Here is a 20226-nt window from a genome sequence, read left to right as displayed (position 1 = left end):
AAGTTAAATATCTCTTTTGTAATCGCTTACATAATTATCGTCGAATAATAATCAGCTGCTTTTTGTGCACATTCTGTTCCTTTAGAGAAGAAAACCGAGATCAAAGAAGCTCAATTTTAAATAATTTTTCTTGAAAGCACTTAAGTCACGTTTTGCAAATGATGAGTATTCTTTCACGGCTTACTCTTCACTTCATCTGTCTATTACATAACGCTATCCGTTTTTTAATATTTTCCTTACTTAACTTAAGCCTGAAATGCTGGCTTGTAAAACAAGCCAGCATTTCAGGACTGGAGTTTTTGCTATTTACATATAGTTTCCTGACCTTTTAGAAAATCAATTAATTTTTTTGGTTTTTTCAACTTGATATCCAGCCAATTGATGCTTTGAAAAATAGGATTTTGCTGCTTTTAAACACTGCTGCGCAAATTTTTCGTATCCCATTTCTTTTAATCGTTTGGTATGAGGCAATTCGATCGAATAGGGCATGGCCGGCAGCCGGTTTATAATAGCTGCCACCTCAATTCCCCCTTCTCCTACATACGAACGTTCTTCTCGAAGAATGCGGGTCATTTCTTCCTGGGATTTTGGGATAGCCGCCGGGGCATCACATAAGTGAAGAAACCGGAACCAATCCCGCGGCAGGTGATCCAAATCCTCTACTTTTTCTTTTGAGCGATGAAAATGATGAACATCAATCATCAGTCCGGCATTTTTTTGTTTGGCCGCTTTTAATATATCTACGGCTCCTGCCAGCGTCGATACGCTGGCAATCGGCACAAATTCTAGTTCGACAGTAAGCCCAAACGAGTCTGCAAGTTCACACAACTCTGCGAAGCGTTCGACTGCAAAAGATCTATCATCTGTCCAAATGCTGCTAAGTACATGGCGTCCGCCGAGCTCAGCTGCTACTTCCATTGCAGGAAGATAGCTTTTCGGCTCTGTTCCATCGCAAATTCTTGCAAGTTCGATATCAAGGAGCTTCATTCCCGTCTCAGCCATCGCTTTCTTCGTTTCTCTTAACAGCAATTTGCTTTCCGTTAAAGAAACTGCAGGCTCTCCAGGCACTCCCATGTGAATAGGTCTAAAGCTGACAAAATCGTAACCGGTTCTTGAAGCAATATACGTCATCTCAGGCGGCAGACAGCCAAGTACAGTCAGGTAGGCAAGAGAAAATTGTGGAGCCATCTTTCTTCCTCCAATCGTACATTTTGTAAATATAGCTTAGTTTGTCGCCACGTGGTGAACGGTTTTGCCCGGTGAGTAAATATCCATGATGTTCCAATGCCCTGCGGTTGGCACTGGATTATTCAGCATAGCCACATCAATGACAACTGGTTTGTTGGCTGCAATCGCAGCCTCAAGAGCTGGCTTAAACTCCTCTGCTTTTTCAATTTTCACGCCTTCTATGCCATATGCGCGGGCAATTGCCGCAAAATCTGGTGAATACGGCTGGCCATCTTTTTCGAATAATGTGCCCAGTGTGGTACCATAGTGGGCTTTTTGAAGACCGGCAATCGTACCAAAGGCAAAATTGTTCATAATCACCCAGATAACCGGTATATTTTCTTCTGCTGCTGTGGCAAGAAGCGCTGGGTTTTGTCCAAAACCGCCGTCACCCACAAGAGACACAACTACACGGTCAGGATGAGCGACTTTAACACCCAGTGCAGCTGGAGCGCCAAAGCCCATCGTCGCAAAACCGCCCGGAGTAAAAATGGTGCCTGGTTCTAAAATATCAAACTGCTGGCCGACGCCGTTTTTATTCCAGCCAACATCTGTTGTGATAAAGGCGTCACGTGGCAGCACTTCGCGCACTTCTGCTAAAATCCGCTGAGGCTGCATTGGAAAGCTGTTATCTTTAATAAACTCTTCATTGCTCTCTTTAAACGCTTGCTTATTCGCGGCGATCTCAGCCTTCAGCGCTTCATTTCGGCGGCCTTCTGGCGCTATTTTCTTTGCTACTCGGTTCAACACTGTTAATGCTTGTTTTAAATCTGCCACTGCACCCATCTCGACTGGATAGTTGCGGCCAATTTCGCTTGCTTCAATATCGATTTGAATTAGTTTGGTCGGCGGAAAATGAAAGGTATACTCGTCTTCCCATGAGCTGCTGTCCGCTTCGGCAAAACGAGTGCCAAGAGCTAACATATAATCCGCTTCTTTACATTTATTGTTGATAAACTCGGTGCCCCAGAAGCCAGTCATGCCAAGCACAAGTGGGTTATCGTCAGCTACCGCCCCTTTGCCCATTAGTGAATGCGCTACCGGAAAATCAAAGTGATTGACAAACTCAGCCAATTCTTCTGCTGCATCTGCAAGCAGCACGCCGCCGCCCGCGTAAACAACCGGGTTTTTCGCATCAAGAAGAGCATTAATAATCGTTTCTGCTGTGTCTTCATCGATAGACGGTTTTTGAAGTGCCTTCGTATGGTGTTTTTGTTTTTCAAACAGCTCTGTGTCAATTTCTTTTGAAAAAATATCCATTGGAACAGATACAAGTACCGGTCCTGGCGTGCCTGTCTCAGCCAGCTGGAATGCTTTCTCTAAAATTTCCGGCAGCAGATGCGGGCTGTCTACACGCCATGCGCGTTTTACAAAAGGACGGTAAATTTCATACTGTGTCGCATCCGCATGAAGGTTTATCTCCTGATGCGGGTGTTTACCGTAGTAATGGCTTGGCACATCGCCCGCAATGACAACCATTGGAATACAATCCATTGCTGCATTCGCCACCCCGGTTGCGGCATTGGTCATGCCCGGCCCCACATGGCTTAATACAACAGATGTCTGCTTTTTCGCGCGTGCATATCCGTCTGCGGCATGGGAAGCTACTTGTTCATGGCGTACGTTAACAAATTTAATTGAACTTTTTTCTAGCTCTGTTAAAACAGCAATATTGGTGTGCCCGCACAGTCCAAAAATATGTTCTACACCGCGGTCTTCTAAATATTTAACGAGTTGACGAGAAATCAGTTCTTTCATTGATGAAAGCCCTCCTTAAAGTTCAAAATAATTTTGGCGTATTGCCCTGACACAGCCGCTTCGTATGCACGCTCATATTCTTTAAGCGGAATGATATCCGCAATAATAGGATCAATTGTGAATTCCGGCAGCTTCAAGTATTCTGCACTTTCCGAGAAATCAGCCGGAAAGTTGTAAATGATGCTTCCATGAATAGAAATTTCATTGCGGACGATTTTCAGGATCGGCAGTGTGGCTTCATCTGTTAAGCCAATTAAAACAACTTCACCGCCCGGTTTTACAATATCTACAGCCTGCTCAACTGCCTGTCTGACACCTGCCGCCTCAATCACAACATCAAATTTCATCTTTTCTGGCACAGCAGCTGGAACAAACGTCTGAATATCACCGTACACAGAAACCTTTTTTAATTTTTCTTTATTGATATCAATAGCTGTAATGTCCGCTCCGAGATGAGCAGCAAGCGCAATCGCAAGCTGTCCTTCTGTTCCACAGCCAATGACTGCGACAGAGGCGCCTTTTGTAATGTTCGCCCGCTTAAAAGCGTGAATGACCACCGCAAAAGGCTCAATTAACACAGCCCGCTCATCCGATAATTCATCCGGGACAGGAAGAATATATTTAGCAGGCACCGTAAATTCTTCTGCAAAACCGCCGTCTGTGTTGACGCCAAGAGATTTTTTAAAAGCACAAAGATTGGTTTTGCTCTTTTGGCACTGTTCACACTCACCACAATAGGAGTTTGGCTGTACCACAACGCGTGTACCGATTGGAATATCCACTTTTTCTCCCGTTTCAATCACCATTCCGAGCAGTTCATGCCCTGGGGTAAGCGGATAAGAGGCATGAGCAATTTTTCCTTTGTACACGCCAATATCCGATCCGCAGATGCCGCCGTAAATTAATTTGAGTTTTACTTCATCCTGCTTCGGTGCTGGGGCACTGCTTTCTTGTAAAGAAATCTCCCCAGGGCCTGATATATGGAGACTGCGCATTTTATTCACCGCTGTACGTTCATTGAGTTTACGCTCTAAAATACTCATAGGCTCACACCGGAAGCTGAAGCACAATCATTTTTGATTCTGTCATGTCTTCAACAGCGAAACGCGGGCCCTCACGTCCGATACCGCTGTTTTTCACGCCCCCGTACGGCCAGTGATCCAGACGGAAATTGGAAGTTCCATTAATCACAACTCCCCCAACAGCCAGTTCATGTGCCGCTTTATAAGCCAGGTCGAGCTGATTTGTGAAAATACCTGCTTGAAGACCGAAATCTGAATCGTTCGCTTCTGAGATGGCTTCTTCGATTCTTTCATAGGGAAGAATGCTGACGATTGGGCCAAATACCTCCTGGCAGACAACATTCGTTGTTTTAGGAGGATTTAGCAAAATCGTTGGCTGAACACTGGCACCGTTCTGTTTGCCTCCTGAGACAACTTCAGCTCCATCTTTCACAGCTAGATCGATCCAATTAACGATACGGTCAGCTGCCTGCTCATTGACTAACGTGCCCACATCAGTTGATGGGTCAAGAGGATCGCCTACTTTCAGCTTTTCTACTTCGTGTTTCAAAAGCTCCTTAAACTGGGGAACGACTGATTGATGCACATAAATACGCTGAACAGAGATACAGCTCTGCCCCGAGTTACTGAACCCAGTACGCGCACACATGGCTGCTGCCCGCTTCAAATCAGCGTCATCATGAATGATTGTCGCCGCATTACCACCGAGTTCTAACAGTACTTTTTTCATTCCGGCAATTGAGCAAATATTGCGGCTGGCTACCGTACCTCCCGTAAACGAAATAATGTTCACACGATCATCTTTTACAATGGCCTGCCCGCTTTCCACTCCGCCGAGAATCATGTTTACTGCATTTAATGGAAGACCGGCTTCATGTAAAAGTTTCAATAAAGCGCTTGCAATTAAAGAAGTTTGAGGCGCCGGCTTTAAAATTGTACTGTTTCCTGCAGCAAACGCCGGGCCTACTTTATGACAAACAAGGTTTAATGGAGCATTAAAAGGAGTAATCGCGGCAATTACGCCTACCGGAACACGAAAAGTCACAGCGATTGCTTGTTCTCCACGTTCTGAAGCATCTCCCGGCATGCTCTGCCCATGCAGCCGTTTGGCTTCTTCTCCTGACAGCTCCAGTGTTTCAATAGAGCGGGATACTTCATCCAGCGTGTTTTTCAGTGGTTTGCCAAGTTCTAATGAAATTAATGTTGCAAACTCTGCTTTTCGCTCCTCTAGAAGAAAAGCGGCTTTCTTTAAAATACGAGCCCGTTTATGTGCCGGGATGGCCGCAATTTCTTTTTTGGCTTCAAATGCAGCTTGTAGTGCTTGTTCTGTATCTTCCATTGTTGCAAGTACTTGATGCCCAATAACCTCTCCAGAATATGGGCTTTTTACTTCTATGACTTCCCGATTTCCTTCCAGCCACTCACCATTTACAAACGGCTGAGCTCTTTTAAGTTCTGTCATAAGGGCCGTTTGTTGGTTTTTCAATTCTGCCATACGGATCACCTGCTTTTATAAATTTTTCATGTTATTAGATCGATCTAATAGAAAGCCTTTTTTTAGATCGATCTAATAATCGACCTAATAACATCGCTTCCATGTAAGCGTTAACACCATCTTATAACAGCTTAACGTTTTATGCAATACTTTTTATACAATTTTTATTAAATTTTTAATGCATGGACGAAAACGAATAATTTTGTTAGGTTTATAGAGTAGATCGATCTAGAAAGAAGGTATAGTATGGTTTTACTCCTTTATACATCCTTGATTATCCTTTACATTTTGTCTGTTTTTTTTGATGCTGCTTTTCTCCATTACATTGTAGGAATTGCAGCCTTTTTAACACTGCTGACAGCTGCATTTCGGGCAAAAGGGCTGTATTTCTACTCCGGGCTCCTGTTTTTTCTCATTGGATCTGTACTTTTTATTATGCAGGATCTTCCCTGGTATCACTTTTTTTTATATTTTGATTCAATGCTCGGTGTAATGGCCCTTTTTCTTGTACTGCCTTTTTTAAATTCTATTATTCGAACCGGACATTATGACACGAATCTAAACATTCTGCTTCGCCGGAATGTCCAAGGATTTGAGAAGTTATATCGGCGCAGTTTTCTTGTATCCCATGTGCTTGGCTTGTTTTTAAATGTTGCCACGATTCCGTTGCTAAAAAACACGCTTCATCATACCTTAAAACAGTTTCCAAGAGAAAAAGCACAAGCTTTTCTTTCTCAAAGTCTTCTTCGCGGCTATGCCCTTTGTTTATCGTGGAGCCCGATGGAGGTTATGGTGATTACATCACTCGATATCACGGGAAAAACATACATTGAAATTGTTCTGGTTATGTTAATGCTCGTTCTTCTTTTTACCGCCGCTGATTACACGATTTCTTTTTTTAAGTATCGTACATTTGGCTTACATATCGCGGATTCTTTGCAGAAAAAATCAAATGTCACACGGAAGCTGCTTCAAATGGGCGGCATGCTTTTGCTTTTTGTCTGCTTAGCTTCCATATTTCAGCATTACTTTCAAACTGGCTACCTGCTTTCTGTTGTGATCGTAATTATTCCTATTTCATTATTATGGGCTTGTTTAATTAAAAAGCAAAGACGGTATCTTAAAATCACCATACCGCACTGGAAAGAACGTACAAGAGGCCTTTCCAATTACTTTTTTATGTTTTTAAGCGCAGGTTTATTTGTGAATATGCTTTCTGAATCTCACACGCTGTCTTTTTTACAAGATATGTTTTACAGCGTTTCTCATCAAACACTGTTTTTTTATGTTTTGATTGGCCTGTACTTTTTCGTGACGTCGCTTGTCGGCTTTCACCCGCTTGTTTCCATTACCCTTTTAGGAGAGCTGCTGAAGCCTTCCTTGCCCGATGCATCATCTATTTCACTTACCATTGTGCTGATTACCTGCAGCCTGGCAACTGTGATGTACAGTCCTTTTAATTTATCGGTTTCTATCCTGTCGGACCTTTTGCGTATCAATCCATTTAAAATTGTACGGTGGAACCTCCCGTTTGCGTTACTTTATATGAGTGTCAGTATTTTCATTGCTTATACAATAGGGCTGCTTCTTTGACACATAGAAAAGTTGAGTGTTGGGAGCTGAATGAAAGGAACACCGTGCTTTTCCAATTCTTTATATTCATTAAAAAAGCGATTCCGGATGGAATCGCTTTTCTGTCTTGTTTAGAAGAGGCAGAACCGATAAAAGACTTATCCCAGCTTTACCTGTCCTTCTGGTTTTGGACTAAGCATCGAACAAGGACCTGCTTGAAGCATATAACTGCTGCTGTCTGTTTTTCCAAGCAGCTGCTGGACTTCTTTTGCTGCATCAATCATTTTTGCTAAGTCAATCCCTGTTTCAATGCCCATTTCCTCAAATCCGTGTACAAGATCCTCAGAGGCAATGTTTCCTGATGCTCCAGGAGCATACGGGCAGCCGCCTAACCCCGCAATTGAACTATCAAAATGAATTACACCCTGCTGCAAAGCGGCAACCGCATTGGCAAAAGCCATGCCGCGCGTATTATGAAGATGCATTGAAAACGTCATCGCAGGAAACTGTTCTGTTAATCGGCCAAGATAACTGTAGACTTGACGTGGATTAGCCATACCTGTTGTATCGGCCAGCGATACCTCATGAATTCCCATTTTAGTATATCGATCTAATATAACCGCCAGGCGATCGACAGGAACAATTCCTTCATACGGGCAGCCAAAGGCCACTGAAATGGAGCCTCCCACTGTGACTCCATGTTTCTCCGCTAATGCAATAATAGGTTCTAACGCATTCTGGGCTTCTTCTACTGTCGCATTTGCATTTGAAAGACTATGAGAATCTGTTGCAGACAGCATGAGTTTTAATTTTTTAATTCCCACGTCAATGGCACGCTGCGCTCCTCTTGCATTTGGGACGAGTGCCCGGAATTTAATATTGGTTAAATCCTGTGTGCGTGTGACAACTTCTTCTGCATCTTTCAATTGAGGAATGGCTTTTGGATGAACAAATGAAGTAATTTCCATTGACTGTATACCTGTGCGGGCCAGTTTTCGAATAATCTCTATTTTAGTCTCTGTCGGTATCCAGTCGTGTTCTGCCTGAAATCCATCACGCGGCGCTACCTCACAAATTACGGCTTTAGAAGGGATCTGTAAATCAGTCATCAATTAAATAACTCCTTTCGCTTTTAAGTCAGCCATTTCGGCTTCAGACAATCCTAATTTCCCGACTAATATTTCTTCATTATGCTCACCAAGTTCCGGTGCCCGGTAGCGGATGGCACCTGGTGTATCAGAAAAGTTTGGTACAACATTTGGAACTTTTACTTTGCCAAGACGCGGATGCTCTACTTCTACAATGTTTTGGCGGGCTGCGTAGTGCGGGTCATTAAAAATATCTTCAATACTTAAAATAGGACTCACCGGTACCCCAAAGTTGTCGAGCTTTTCCTGAAGTTCTTTTTGTGTAAACCCTTTAATAAATTCACGCACAATGTCTTGTACTTCTTCATCATTCTGCAGACGAACCGCATTTGTATAGTACCGCTCATCCTCCAGCATATCTGTACGTTCCATTGCCGCTGCCAGGCGGTCAAAAGTAGAATCGGTACTGCAGACGAGCACGACGTATTTGCCATCTTTCGTTTCGTATGTTCCGGCTGGGCTTGAATGACCGGCAAGGCCTGGGCTTCTGCCACGCACTTTGTCGTTTTGATCATACTCGGCGATTAAAAACTCAAGCATACGGAAAATCGATTCGTACAATCCCATTTCTACAACCTGGCCTTGTGCTTCTTCATGTGTATCCCGGTGGTAAAGAGCACTCACAGCTGCAAACGCCACATAAATGCCGGTAATGTAGTCAAGCAAAGAATAGGATGGACTGACCGGCGGGCGGTCTGGATAGCCCTGTAAATACGTATGTCCGCTGAACGCCGTACCTGGTGTTCCAAATCCAGCTTTTTCACGATACGGGCCGGTCTGGCCATAACCCGAAACACGCACCATGACCAGGTTCGGGTTAACCGCTTTCAAAACGTCATATCCAAGACCCCATTTTTCAAGCGTTCCTGGCCGGAAGTTTTCAATGAGTATGTCGATATCTTTAATTAATTTCAGGAAAATGGCCGTTCCTTCTTCTGAATGAATATTAAGGGTAATGGACTTTTTATTGCGGGCAAGACCCGGCCAGCGCAGCGGTTCACCATCTTTCCATGGTCCGACGGTACGAAGAGTATCTCCTTTATTCGGCAGTTCGACTTTTGTTACTTCTGCTCCCAAATCTGCCAGCAGTGTAGCACCAAACGGCGCAGCGATCATCGTAGAAATATCTAAAATCTGTACACCCGTTAATGGGCCGAAATTTTTCCGTGACATATTAACCTCTCTCCTTTAATGACATTTTCTCGTCTGTGCAGCAGGCCAACTTTGATCAAATGCCGGATCTGCAGCACAACCTTTTTATAGTCTTACTCTTCAATTTCAATTCGCTTTACTTCTCCAACTACAAAGATATAGGTGAGGGCCCCAATTAATGCAACTACACCAACAAAAACAATAGCGCCGTTAAAGGAACCTGTTTGACTGACAATCATTCCAATGACAATCGGTGTAACTATCGCTGATAAGTTACCAGCGAGGTTAAAGACCCCACCTGCTAATCCAACGAGCTCTTTAGGGGCAATATCGGAAACAAGTGTCCATGTAATGGCGGACATTCCCTGGGCAAAAAAAGCAAACGACATAACCGCAATAACCAAACCAATAGAAGTTGTATAATTTGCTGCTATAATTGTGCAAGCGCCAAGCAGGCCGAGAATAACCGGTGTTTTACGTGCTTTGCTGACAGATACACCTTTCTTTACCATCCAGTCCGACCAGTAGCCGCCAACGAGAACCCCAATTCCGGCCGCTATATATGGAACCGACCCTACAAATCCTGCTTTTAATAGCGTGATCCCTTTTTCCTGTACCAGATAGCTTGGAAACCAGGTCAGAAAAAAGTAAAGAGTCGATGTAACGGCAAACTGTCCTATGTAAATGCCCCAAAATTGTCGGTATTTAAATAGGTGCCGTGCTTTTGACCAGGTAATTTTCTGCCTCTCTGGCACCTGATCCGCCAGGCCGCCGCCGTCCCGAATATACGCTAGTTCTTCCTCATTCACATACTTGCTGTCTTTTGGTTCCCGGTAAAATGCAAACCAAACCGCCGCAAATAGAATACCGATCACCCCAGTTACTAAAAAAATAGACTGCCAGCCAAATGAAGACAGCAGCCAGAATAGAAATGGCGTGGCTACTGCAAGCCCAACATATTCCCCTGCTGTATAAACACCTGTGGCAAGCGCTCGTTCACGCTGAGGGAACCAGGCAGCTACCACCCGGCTGTTGGCCGGAAAAGCCGGTGATTCAGAAAACCCAAGACCGAGCCTCAGCCCAAACAACGTCCCAAAATTTTTAGCGAACCCTTGAAAAAGTGTAAAAAGCGAAAATAGAATTAGGGATACCCCATACACCAGCCTTGGTCCAAATCGGTCAATCAGCCAGCCGCCCGGTATTTGCATAAAAGCATACGTCCAGCCGAAGGCAGATAAAATGAGCCCGAGCATGGCCGCATCGAGTCCAAGATCATCCTGAATAGCAGAAGCAGCTACTGCCATGTTGGTGCGGTCCAAATAATTAATAGCGGTGCCAAAAAACAGCAGTGTCAACATGATGAAACGGGCACGGGTCGGTTTCTTCTTATGAAGAGGTTCCGGCAATGTACTATGTTTCAATGGATAACTCATTGTTACACCTCCAAAAAATTAAACGCTTACAACTTTGGATTACTTGTAAAACCATTATTTTTTCAATAACCTGCTCGTACAGCCAAGGATTCTCTTCTTTTGACAATCCTTCAGCTACAGAAAATGAAATTCTAACCCCAAAATGTGTAAAGAGCAGCCTCCGGCTCGGAAAAACTGTAAATAATCGGTCGTATGTAAATTTAAACAGAACCTAAAAGAAAAACCGTCCTCCTCCCTTTCTTACAGTAGGAATACCTACCGAGATCCTTTTTAGAAACATGATATGTCACTTAAACCTTTACTCATTTCTTTCTAGAAGCCTCCTTATCATGAGAAATACAAAGTAATCATTTGTTAGTTTTGTTAGATCGATCTAATTAAGTTACTAGATCGATCTAATAATTGAGCGACATTACCCTGTTTTTAAAAAAGACAGAGCAAGTTAAGTAAGCGCTTTAATTGTATTCTATCTTAATTGTTTGAAGATTACAACGATCTTTTTAAGTTTTAATACACCAAGTTATTCTTAACCTATAATTTGAACAAAAATTAGCGCCGCATTCCCCTTCAAAATCTCCGATTTAGTGGGGGTTAGGCGCTAAGGTCTTAATTCTTCGCCTATTCTTTATTCTTCTATATATTTTTTCATTGGACCAATTACCGTTTCTTACTTATCATCACTCATACTTATTCTCTTTTCGTTTTACAATTGATTTCCATTTTGATACGATCAACCTATTATAAGGACTAAAAAATGGAAAGGAGGGTTTGGTGATGAAAGTTGCGAAGTCGCTGCTGCACAAAATTACAAACCAGACGGAAATCTTCAATGCTACGCTGGATCTTTACAATGACGCTCTGTCCTTCATCATCGGGGTTATCGACAAAGAGTTTGATCATACCGACGGCCTGACAACCAAATCGATTGTACCGGCAGTAGAAAAACTGATTCACGCAACCAAATCAAACCCTCTTCCAAAATACAAAGAATTTAACGAACGTTTTTACAAGTTTCCTTCCTATTTCCGCAGAAGTGCCATTGCTTCTGCTTTTGGCAAAGTAAGGAGCTTCCGCTCTAACTATCAAAACTGGGAAGAAGAGCAGAAGTATGCTCTTTCCGAAGGGAAAAAGTTTAAAAAACAGCCTCCGCGGCTGCAGGCGGAACATAAAGAATTTCCTGTTTTTTATCGCGGAAACATGTTCAATAGAACATCTGATACGACTGCACAAATTAAGGTATTCCACCAGAATGACTGGGTATGGGCAGATATCGAATTTAAAGAGCAGGACCACTACAAACGCGGTGTTTGGGAGTGGAAAGAGAACAATCCTAAGCTGATTAAGCGGGGAAAGAAATTCTTTCTTTCCATCAGCTATGAAAGTAAAATTACTTTAACAAAAACACCTATTCAAAAGCAAAAAGTGTGTGCGGTGGACCTTGGACTGACGAACTCTGCGGTTTGTTCAGTTATCGATGCAACAGGCACTGTCTTAGGCCGGACATTTATTGACCAGCCTAAAGAAAAAGACCGGCGGCAGACGTTAACGAACAAACTGCGGAAAGCCCAGCGGGCAAGCGGCCATATTCAGGCGCCTAATTTTTGGCGGCAGATCAATGGGTATCAGCAGCATATTATCCGCCACACAAGCCAGGAAATTATAAAATTTGCAGCAAAGCATGGCTGTGACGTCATCGTATTCGAATATCTGGGCAAAATAAAAATCCCAAAAGGATTTTATGGAGCCAGGAAACTTCGTTTCAAGCTTCACGGATGGCGAAAAATAGGCATCCAGAACAAAGTGGAAGAAATGGCGCACTGCCAGGGCATGCGTATATTCCGGATCAATCCGCGAAACACCAGCGCCTTGGCATTTGATGGCTCTGGAAAAGTGGAACGGAACCGGAAAAAAGACCTTGCCGTGTTTTCAACAGGCAAAGTCTATCATGCGGATTTGTCCGCTTCTTATAATATCGGGCCCGTTATTTCATTCGGGCTTTTCAAAAAACCATTTCGGAAACGAAATGGTTGTCACTTCAGGCAAAAGTTCCTGAGCTGGCAATAAGGACATCCCAGACCTTGTCTTCGTTCATTAGTCTCCATCATGCACTCGGGCTTCCGAAGGAAGCTTAACCCGCTGATGTTGTACCGTATTCAAGATAAGGGATGCTCCATCAAAATCTTTGATTTAGGTGGAGAGGTTCACTCATCAAAACACCCCTGTTGTTAGAATATGTTAAACAACTGGGGTGCCCTTCATTGCCAAATTTCTCTTTTAGTGTTGAACTTATTTTTTTCCAGAAGATGCGCGCACAAATAACTCAGGTTCTAGTATGATTCGCTCTTGATCACGCACGTGGTCTTTGATCCGTTTATGAAGTAAATCTGCCGCGTTCATACCAATATGCTTCGGAAATGCTTCAACAGTTGTAAGGGATGGATAAAAGGTTTCCGCTTCTAATACATTATCAAAGCCAACAACCGATAAATCCCTGCCAGGCTGAAGATTTAATTCTCTCATCCGCTGCATTACACCAAAGGCAACAAGATCATTAAAGCAGAAAACAGCTGTTGGCGGGGCTTCGTGCTTTAAGCTTGTATCCAGTGTTCGTGCGCCGCCTTCCCGCGTGACGGGGCTTTGAAAAATAAGTGATTCATCAATAGCCAGTCCCGCTTTTTTATGGGCCGCTGCGTAGCCTTCAAATCTTTTTTTCCAGGCAGATGAATCAGAAATTCCTCCTAAAAAGGCAATTCGGGTGTGACCGTTTTCAATTAAATGATCAATGGCCATCTCTACTCCTTTTTTATAATTAATTCCAACATAATCGCAATGCAGATCAGGAATTTCACGAACAGCTGTTACGATCGGAACATCTAACTGAAGAATTTTGCCAATGGATGCCGGCGAGTTATCAGACACAGGACATAAGATAACACCGCCTACCCTATGCTCTAACATCGTTGACAGCAAGTTGTCCTGCTTTGTATCTGAATCGAACGTCGTTGCCAGAAAGACGGTATACCCTTCTTTTTCAAGCTGGTGATGCACACCTGTTAAAAATTCTGAATAATACGGGTTGGCGAAGTCTGTCACAACGACGCCAATCGTTGAAGAGCTTTGCGACCGCAGATTAGCGGCAATTCGATCATAAACATAGCCGAGCTCCTCCATTGAAGCCAGCACCTTTTTCCTGGTTGCTTCTGAAATGCTCGGACTGTTCCGCACAATTAACGAGGCAGTTGCTCGTGAAACTCCTGCATGGTCCGCCACCTGCTGCAGCGTTACCCGCCCGCTTTTTTTCATTCTCATCACCTGTCCGTTTCTCTACTATATCTACTATTATATCGGACACTTTTAATCCAACCAATAAAAATCACCCGCCAAGTTTAAAAGCGGGTGAAAGTCATTTCCATTATGAAAACCATTCAAGCGGTACAAGAACCAGTGAAGGGAATAGAATGAGCAAAATTAAGATGATCACTTCTACCAGGAGGAAAGGCCATATGCCCTTCATCAAGTCTTCGAGGCTGATTTTGCTGACACCGCACATGACATTTAATACCGTTCCAACCGGCGGTGTCAGCAGTCCAATGGCGTTATTCAAAATAAACAAAACCCCAAAGTAAACAGGATCAATGCCAGCTGCTTCAACAAGCGGCATTAAAACTGGCGTGAGGATCAAGATTGTCGGAGTCATATCCATAGCTGTCCCGACAAGAATAACAAGCAAATTAATCATGACTAACAATAGTAACGGCTTGTCCAAAAAAGGCCCCAGCATATCAATAACCATAGCAGGCAGATTTGCCACAGTAATCAGCCAGGATGAAACAAGTGCGGCAGCAACAAGAAACATAACCACGCTCGTCATTTTTGCCGACTGCACCAATACATGGTATAAATCCTTTAATTTCAATTCACGGTATACGACTATGCCTACAAATAATGCGTAAACCGCCGCTACAACAGCTGCTTCTGTCGGCGTAAAGATCCCGAATTTTAATCCTACAATAATAATAATTGGAAGGAAAAGAGCCCAGATACCATGACGAAGAGAAGTAAGCATTTCTTTTGCAGAAGCACGCGGCTGGACGGCCACATTATCCTTGCGGGCAACAATCGACCATGTAATGACCAGGCCGAGAGCCATCAACAAGCCTGGCACAATCCCTGCCATAAAGAGCTGTGTAATAGATACGCCGCTCGCGACGCCAAAGATAATAAAGCCGATACTCGGCGGAAGGACCGGTGCAATAATTCCGCCCGTTGCAATCAATCCGCTGGAACGGTTCACATTATAACCGGCTTTGTTCATCATCGGGATTAAAACTGCACCCAAAGCGGCTGTATCCGCTACAGCAGAGCCGGAAATACTCGCAAACAATAGTGCCGCGATAATCGCTACATATCCGAGGCCGCCTTTGATGTGGCCGACCATCGTCATGGCCATTTCAACAATACGGCGCGATAAGCCGCCCTGGTTCATTAATTCTCCTGCCAGCATAAAAAACGGAATCGCCAAAAGAGGGAAGCTGTCTGCTCCGCTGATTAAGTTTTGCGCAATAATCTGGCTATCAAAAATGCCGAGGAAATACATTAGGATCACACTGCTAACGAGAAGAGCAAATGCGATAGGCATGCCCAGGGCCATAGCTCCAAGCAGAGAGCCAACAAATACACCGATCGTCATCCTTGCTTCTCCTCCTTTCTAAACAAATGATCTTCTTCATCGTACAATACGATCAGCTCTTCCGATTCGCTGGTTTTCGTCATTTCTTCTTCCGTCATTTTGTTAAAGAAAATTCGGTATAAATTAAAAATGCATATTACAGCCATAGAAAAACTTACAATGATCCCTGTACCGTATACTATCGCCATCGGCATGCCAGTAGCTGGCGCTGTACTGCCCAAATTAAGCATTGTCATCTTCCAGCTTCCATCAAAGATAAGGATAAGGACAAATACCATAAGCAATTCACTGATGATAAGAACTACTTTCTTCATCTTCGCAGGAAGCCTTTTAATCAGCATATCTACACCTAAATGATCTTTGTTTTTAAAAGCGCCAATTGCTCCGAGAAACGTCAGCCAGATAAAGAGATAGCGCGACATCTCTTCTGACCAGGTAATTCCTGAATTAAAAAGATAACGAAGAACCACATTGCCAAAGACAAGAACAACCATTACCGCTAGGGCGGATGCCATAACCACGTTTAACGAGTTCTCTAAAAACCTCTCTATTTTTTTCATGCATTCTCCTCCTTCCTGTGTAAAACAAACTCAAACAAAGAAAATCATTTCTTTATTTTCTGCTTTTTGGAGAAAGAAAGCTAAGGGACCGTTCCTTAGCTTTCTTTAACATACTTTATTTAACTTCGTTCATAATTTCGTCAACGAGCTCTTTGCCGACTTTTTCTGTGTATTTGCTGTAGATCTCTTTTGCTTTATCTTCAAAACCTTTCCGTGCTTCTTCAGAGAGCTCCGTTACTTTCATTCCTTCTTTTTCAAGAGCTGCAAAGGCTTCTTCGCTTTCTTTTTGATTCAGTTCACGCTGATAGTCTCTTGCTTCCTCAGATGCCTTCGTAACAATTTCTTTTTCTTCATCAGACAGTGTCTGCATAAATTTATCACTGATCATAAAAACGCTGGCATTGTAAATATGATCTGTTTTTGTTACATATTTTTGTACTTCATAAAAATTCCCTGTTGTGATATTACCCGCAGGATTTTCCTGTCCGTCTACGACTCCCTGTTCAAGTGCCGTAAACAATTCTGTATAAGGCATTGGAGATGGGTTTGCGCCAAGTGATTTCCATAAATCAACATGAAGTTCATTTTCCAGTGTTCTAATTTTAAGGCCTTTCACATCTTCAAGGGATTTAACTTCATGCTTATTATTCGTTAACTGCCTGAATCCATTTTCCCAGTAATTCAATCCAACGATTCCTTGGCTATCAAGCTTTTTTAACAACTCAGTTCCGATTTCACCATCAAGCACTCTGTAGGCTGTTTCTTCATCTTTAAACAAATATGGGAAATCAAGCACTTCAAATTCTTTTACAAAAGAAGCGATAGGTCCTGATGACATGGTCGTACCTTGAATAGAATTCATTTTTAAACCTTCAAATACCGCCCGGTCGCCCCCAAGCTGCCCGTCTGGGAACACTTGAACTTTAATAGATCCATTCGATTCTTTTTCCACAATTTCTTTAAACTTATCAAGGCCTTTTGTTAAAGAGCGGTCTTTTGATGTAGCCACTGCCATTTTCATTGTTTTAACTTCTGCTGATTCACCACTACCACTGCTGCTTGCGCCAGAACATCCTGCTAAAATCATCATTACTGCTGCAACTAACCAGATCACGCATTTCTTCATTTCCAAACCCCCTTATTTTAATCAGTCAAGACAGCGCTTTCAAGAGAAGTTTTTTTTAGATCGATCTAAAAGTAAACCAAAAAATTTTAGATCGATCTAATTAAACGCTAGACAAAGTCTTTGCTTCTTTTTAAGGTAGCTCCTTTATGAAAGCGCTATTTTTTCTGATTTTAACTTAGTATTCTGAAAATTGCAAGATTATTTTCCATTATTTCTTTTACTAGTGGGTTGTCTTTTTCTATACACAATATATTTGTATTTCAGCTAATTAAATTTAGGCTGTACTATATCTTTATCGTTTACTTTCTGTGCTTATTTCTGCTTTCCTTTCGCTGCTTATCTGATCGTTTCCTATTATTCACAATTGTACGCAAAGAAAAAGGCCGAGCGGAAACTCGGCCTTTTTCAAATACTTTTCTAAAATCAGCGGCGATTTCTGTATTTTTGAAAAGGCTGCCCCCGCTCATAACACGCCTGGCAGATGCTGTACGGGTAATCCCAATCCAATTTTCTGCCGCATTGCCGGCATTTTTTCACGACCGCTTTGATGTTGTGGCTCAGCCAGTAATGAATATCATCGGCAATTTCTTTTTTGACCCGTTCCCAGTAATACGCCTCAGTCGGCTTATTTAACCGGTATAAAAACATTAAATGCAGCTCTACTGATTTATAGGAAAGCTCCAGTTCTTCTAATGTTTCTTTTTGAACAAACGGGTCCGGCATGTCAGTCCGGTTTACTAAGGACATGAGCACCCGCTTCCATTGATCCGCTAAAATGTCTTCATAAGCGGAAAAAGGAATTTGCAGGTAGCTATATAAATCCTCCATGCTGAACCGCTGCTCGATCGCTGTTCCTCTCACCAGGCTGTACAAATATTCTTCCTGGGCAAGTGAGGCTTTTTTTGTACCTTTTGGATTTTGGAATTCTTTCCATAATTCGAAGAAAAGGCCTAAATCTTTATAATAACGCTTGAACCGTTCCAATACACTGCGGGTTGGCGCCACCGTGAACACCTGGATCGGCACATCTTTTCCTTCGAGCAGCCGTTTCATGCGCTTTGGATTTTCCATAAACACAACTTCCCCTTGTTCATATAATCCTTTGCGCCCGGCCCGGCCGGCAATTTGCTTTACTTCCTGCGTAGTCAGTTCCCGGCGTCTTTTCCCATCAAATTTTTGGCTGCTCATTAAAATAATTCGTTTGATCGGAAGGTTCAAGCCCATGCCAATCGCATCTGTAGCGACTAAAATGTGCGTAGCGCCAGCATTAAAATTCTCCATTTGACGCTGCCGGGATTCTGGCGGCATGTTTCCGTAAATGACACTGACCTTGTGTCCGTCTCCTTCCAGATTCCCCGCGATCTCAAGCACCCGTTTTCTCGAAAACGCAACCAGGGCATCTCCTTTTTGAACGTCCTTCAGGCGGAATGATTTTTTCCGTACTAATAATGGCAGTTCACGCTTGTATTCCCGCACTTCTACATCCGCTTCTTCTCCCAGCAGGCCAAGAATCAGCTCTTTTACATTGGGACTGCCGATAATATGAACTTCCCGGGCATTTGCTTTGGTAATACTGCGGAACCAGGAGAAGCCCCTCTCTTTATCAGCAATCATTTGCGCTTCATCAATGACGACAATGTCATAATGACGGTTTTCTTGAAACATTTCAACTGTGCTGGAGGCATGTGCAGCTCCTTCTGTCCGTTTTTCTTCTTCCCCCGTTTTTAAATCACATGGGATCCCGTCTTTATTTAGTTTTTCATATACCTCGAGCGCCAACAGGCGGAGCGGTGCCAGGTAAAGACCCGATGGGCACGCTTTAAGCCGCTCCAGCGCTGTGTAGGTTTTTCCGGTATTGGTGTCGCCAAAATGAAGAATATAGCGGGTATTTACCTTTCGGGCCGGTTCATACTCTTCGCCAAAAATGTAGGCAATCCGATTTTTTCGTTCTGCTTTTTCCCGCTCGGCCCGCTCTTTTTCTTCCCGTCTTTTCTGTTCAAACTGCTTCCATGCTTCATTGATTTCTTCCGATGTCTGCGGTGTAGCGAGAACGGAATCCACTACATCTTCTTCCCACTCCCGGAAAAACGATTCTGCACAATCTTCTAAAAGAAAGTTAATGTCTTTGCTTTTTTGAAACACACCGTATGACCACTCTTCTCCCGTTTGCTGCTCATACAGGGTTCCAAGTTCTTTCGGCAGCTCCGCAAAAATAACCTGTTTAAAGTCTTTCGTTACATAAGATAAAATCAGTTCATAATAAGCATCCCAATAGGTTTCGTGCGTCCAGTCATCAAAATCAGGATATCCGGGTGCTGTCCTTCCAGTAAATTCTGTTAAAAAAGAAGCAACCATGGAATAGTATTCCGGATGAAAGGTTCCCGCTTTATGCAGTGTGCCGCTTTCATCTTCTGTGAAGCGGACACCGCTGTTTAAATGCTGCTCCAGCCTTTTCCCTGCATACTTTCGGACATATAAGTAAAAGTACAAATACTTTTCTTCTAAGAGGCGGCTTACAGCCGGAAGAAGAAATTGTTTGTTCCAGCTTCGTTTCATCTGTTTTTGCTTTTGCTTTTTCTTGCTGCTTTGCATGTTCTGGGTAATCAATGCCCATGTTTCCTCGTACTCGTCCCGTACCCACTCCGCCGCATCAAACGGTTCAAAATGAGCCAGCACCTGGTAAAAAGATTTCTTCAACTGGTTCAGTGATAACTCGTCCACCTCAATGCCCATCGAACGGAGATACTCCATTTTCTCAGAACGGCTGTATGAACTAACGAGCCGCTGCTTCCATATATCTGACCACACTTTACCCAAAAACAAAGCCCGTTTTTGAAGGTATTCGTCGAGTGTAGGGGTTTCATTGTTTTCTATGAATTCTAAAATATTGGTGTGTATTTGTTTTTTTGTGCTTTCGATTGCTTTTTGATGATGTTTCTCGATGCCCTGCAGTTCCGCAGCCACGACAATCAGCTTCCTTTCCTGTCTCTCTCTTGTTCATCATACCATACCAGCCCTTTCCTTCTTTAGCTTTTCCTGTTTC

Annotated in this window: 14 protein-coding genes; 2 read left to right on the top strand and 12 right to left on the bottom strand. The window is 43.2% G+C overall.

All coding sequences use genetic code 11. The annotated features are described in order from the left end of the window. Nucleotides 1–336 precede the first annotated feature (336 nt). The 4 genes from RRU94_RS05555 to RRU94_RS05540 are packed head-to-tail and all read right to left on the bottom strand — an operon-like array spanning nucleotide 337 to nucleotide 5502. The gene (locus tag RRU94_RS05555) at nucleotides 337–1188 is read right to left on the bottom strand and encodes a sugar phosphate isomerase/epimerase family protein (protein ID WP_315690808.1); all 852 of its coding nucleotides are present in this window, start codon (nucleotides 1186–1188) and stop codon (nucleotides 337–339) included. Nucleotides 1189–1224: 36 nt separating this feature from the next. Further along, nucleotides 1225–2985: a thiamine pyrophosphate-binding protein gene (locus tag RRU94_RS05550; RefSeq protein ID WP_315690807.1), complete on the bottom strand. Its 1761-nt coding sequence runs from the start codon at nucleotides 2983–2985 to the stop codon at nucleotides 1225–1227. Further along, a complete protein-coding gene (locus RRU94_RS05545; protein WP_315690806.1) occupies nucleotides 2982–4028 on the bottom strand; it encodes a zinc-dependent alcohol dehydrogenase in 1047 nt (348 codons plus the stop codon). The genes RRU94_RS05550 and RRU94_RS05545 overlap by 4 nt, the downstream gene beginning before the upstream one ends. Before the next feature lie 4 nt (nucleotides 4029–4032). Further along, nucleotides 4033–5502 carry an aldehyde dehydrogenase family protein gene (locus RRU94_RS05540; RefSeq protein ID WP_410492924.1) on the bottom strand — a complete coding sequence of 490 codons (1470 nt, stop codon included), beginning with the start codon at nucleotides 5500–5502 and terminating at the stop codon, nucleotides 4033–4035. Nucleotides 5503–5748: 246 nt separating this feature from the next. On the opposite strand from RRU94_RS05540, the gene RRU94_RS05535 reads away from it, so the two are divergent. Continuing rightward, complete coding sequence (locus tag RRU94_RS05535; RefSeq protein WP_315690805.1) at nucleotides 5749–7095, top strand: hypothetical protein; 1347 nt, start codon at nucleotides 5749–5751, stop codon at nucleotides 7093–7095. Between the two features lie 137 nt (nucleotides 7096–7232). On the opposite strand, the gene RRU94_RS05530 is transcribed toward RRU94_RS05535, so the two are convergent. From RRU94_RS05530 to RRU94_RS05520, 3 genes are all read right to left on the bottom strand, one after another. After that, the gene (locus RRU94_RS05530) at nucleotides 7233–8183 is read right to left on the bottom strand and encodes a hydroxymethylglutaryl-CoA lyase (RefSeq protein ID WP_315690804.1); all 951 of its coding nucleotides are present in this window, start codon (nucleotides 8181–8183) and stop codon (nucleotides 7233–7235) included. Nucleotides 8184–8186: 3 nt separating this feature from the next. Next, nucleotides 8187–9395, bottom strand: a complete 1209-nt coding sequence (locus tag RRU94_RS05525) for a CaiB/BaiF CoA transferase family protein (protein ID WP_315690803.1) — start codon at nucleotides 9393–9395, stop codon at nucleotides 8187–8189. A 92-nt stretch (nucleotides 9396–9487) separates the two neighbouring features. Beyond that, on the bottom strand, nucleotides 9488–10807 hold the full coding sequence (locus RRU94_RS05520; RefSeq protein WP_315690802.1) for an MFS transporter: 1320 nt from the start codon (nucleotides 10805–10807) through the stop codon (nucleotides 9488–9490). A 774-nt stretch (nucleotides 10808–11581) separates the two neighbouring features. On the opposite strand from RRU94_RS05520, the gene RRU94_RS05515 reads away from it, so the two are divergent. After that, on the top strand, nucleotides 11582–12871 hold the full coding sequence (locus RRU94_RS05515; protein ID WP_315690801.1) for an RNA-guided endonuclease TnpB family protein: 1290 nt from the start codon (nucleotides 11582–11584) through the stop codon (nucleotides 12869–12871). A gap of 222 nt (nucleotides 12872–13093) precedes the next feature. On the opposite strand, the gene RRU94_RS05510 is transcribed toward RRU94_RS05515, so the two are convergent. The 5 genes from RRU94_RS05510 to RRU94_RS05490 all read right to left on the bottom strand — a co-directional run bounded on the left by RRU94_RS05510 (nucleotide 13094) and on the right by RRU94_RS05490 (nucleotide 20147). Beyond that, nucleotides 13094–14116: a LacI family DNA-binding transcriptional regulator gene (locus RRU94_RS05510; RefSeq protein ID WP_315690800.1), complete on the bottom strand. Its 1023-nt coding sequence runs from the start codon at nucleotides 14114–14116 to the stop codon at nucleotides 13094–13096. Nucleotides 14117–14219: 103 nt separating this feature from the next. After that, entirely contained in the window at nucleotides 14220–15497 is a 1278-nt protein-coding gene (locus RRU94_RS05505) for a TRAP transporter large permease subunit (protein WP_315690799.1), read from the bottom strand. Then, nucleotides 15494–16057 (bottom strand): TRAP transporter small permease, encoded by a 564-nt coding sequence (locus RRU94_RS05500; RefSeq protein WP_315690798.1) that lies wholly within the window; start codon nucleotides 16055–16057, stop codon nucleotides 15494–15496. Before RRU94_RS05500 ends, RRU94_RS05505 begins: the two co-directional genes overlap by 4 nt. A 115-nt stretch (nucleotides 16058–16172) precedes the next feature. Next, a complete protein-coding gene (locus RRU94_RS05495) occupies nucleotides 16173–17183 on the bottom strand; it encodes a TRAP transporter substrate-binding protein (RefSeq protein ID WP_315690797.1) in 1011 nt (336 codons plus the stop codon). Nucleotides 17184–17606: 423 nt separating this feature from the next. Next, nucleotides 17607–20147, bottom strand: a complete 2541-nt coding sequence (locus tag RRU94_RS05490) for a DEAD/DEAH box helicase (protein WP_315690796.1) — start codon at nucleotides 20145–20147, stop codon at nucleotides 17607–17609. Nucleotides 20148–20226: the final 79 nt, after the last annotated feature.

Source organism: Domibacillus sp. DTU_2020_1001157_1_SI_ALB_TIR_016, from assembly GCF_032341995.1.
Classification (GTDB): domain Bacteria; phylum Bacillota; class Bacilli; order Bacillales; family Domibacillaceae; genus Domibacillus; species Domibacillus indicus_A.
The sequence above is the reverse complement of the archived record's forward strand: the minus strand, read 5'-3'. Positions and strand labels throughout refer to the sequence as shown.

Coding starts and splice junctions, on each gene's coding strand:
- RRU94_RS05555 (WP_315690808.1), bottom strand. CDS start 1,188: ATGGCTCCACAATTTTCTCTTGCCTACCTGACTGTACTTGGCTGTCTG.
- RRU94_RS05550 (WP_315690807.1), bottom strand. CDS start 2,985: ATGAAAGAACTGATTTCTCGTCAACTCGTTAAATATTTAGAAGACCGC.
- RRU94_RS05545 (WP_315690806.1), bottom strand. CDS start 4,028: ATGAGTATTTTAGAGCGTAAACTCAATGAACGTACAGCGGTGAATAAA.
- RRU94_RS05540 (WP_410492924.1), bottom strand. CDS start 5,502: ATGGCAGAATTGAAAAACCAACAAACGGCCCTTATGACAGAACTTAAA.
- RRU94_RS05535 (WP_315690805.1), top strand. CDS start 5,749: ATGGTTTTACTCCTTTATACATCCTTGATTATCCTTTACATTTTGTCT.
- RRU94_RS05530 (WP_315690804.1), bottom strand. CDS start 8,183: ATGACTGATTTACAGATCCCTTCTAAAGCCGTAATTTGTGAGGTAGCG.
- RRU94_RS05525 (WP_315690803.1), bottom strand. CDS start 9,395: ATGTCACGGAAAAATTTCGGCCCATTAACGGGTGTACAGATTTTAGAT.
- RRU94_RS05520 (WP_315690802.1), bottom strand. CDS start 10,807: ATGAGTTATCCATTGAAACATAGTACATTGCCGGAACCTCTTCATAAG.
- RRU94_RS05515 (WP_315690801.1), top strand. CDS start 11,582: ATGAAAGTTGCGAAGTCGCTGCTGCACAAAATTACAAACCAGACGGAA.
- RRU94_RS05510 (WP_315690800.1), bottom strand. CDS start 14,116: ATGAGAATGAAAAAAAGCGGGCGGGTAACGCTGCAGCAGGTGGCGGAC.
- RRU94_RS05505 (WP_315690799.1), bottom strand. CDS start 15,497: ATGACGATCGGTGTATTTGTTGGCTCTCTGCTTGGAGCTATGGCCCTG.
- RRU94_RS05500 (WP_315690798.1), bottom strand. CDS start 16,057: ATGAAAAAAATAGAGAGGTTTTTAGAGAACTCGTTAAACGTGGTTATG.
- RRU94_RS05495 (WP_315690797.1), bottom strand. CDS start 17,183: ATGAAGAAATGCGTGATCTGGTTAGTTGCAGCAGTAATGATGATTTTA.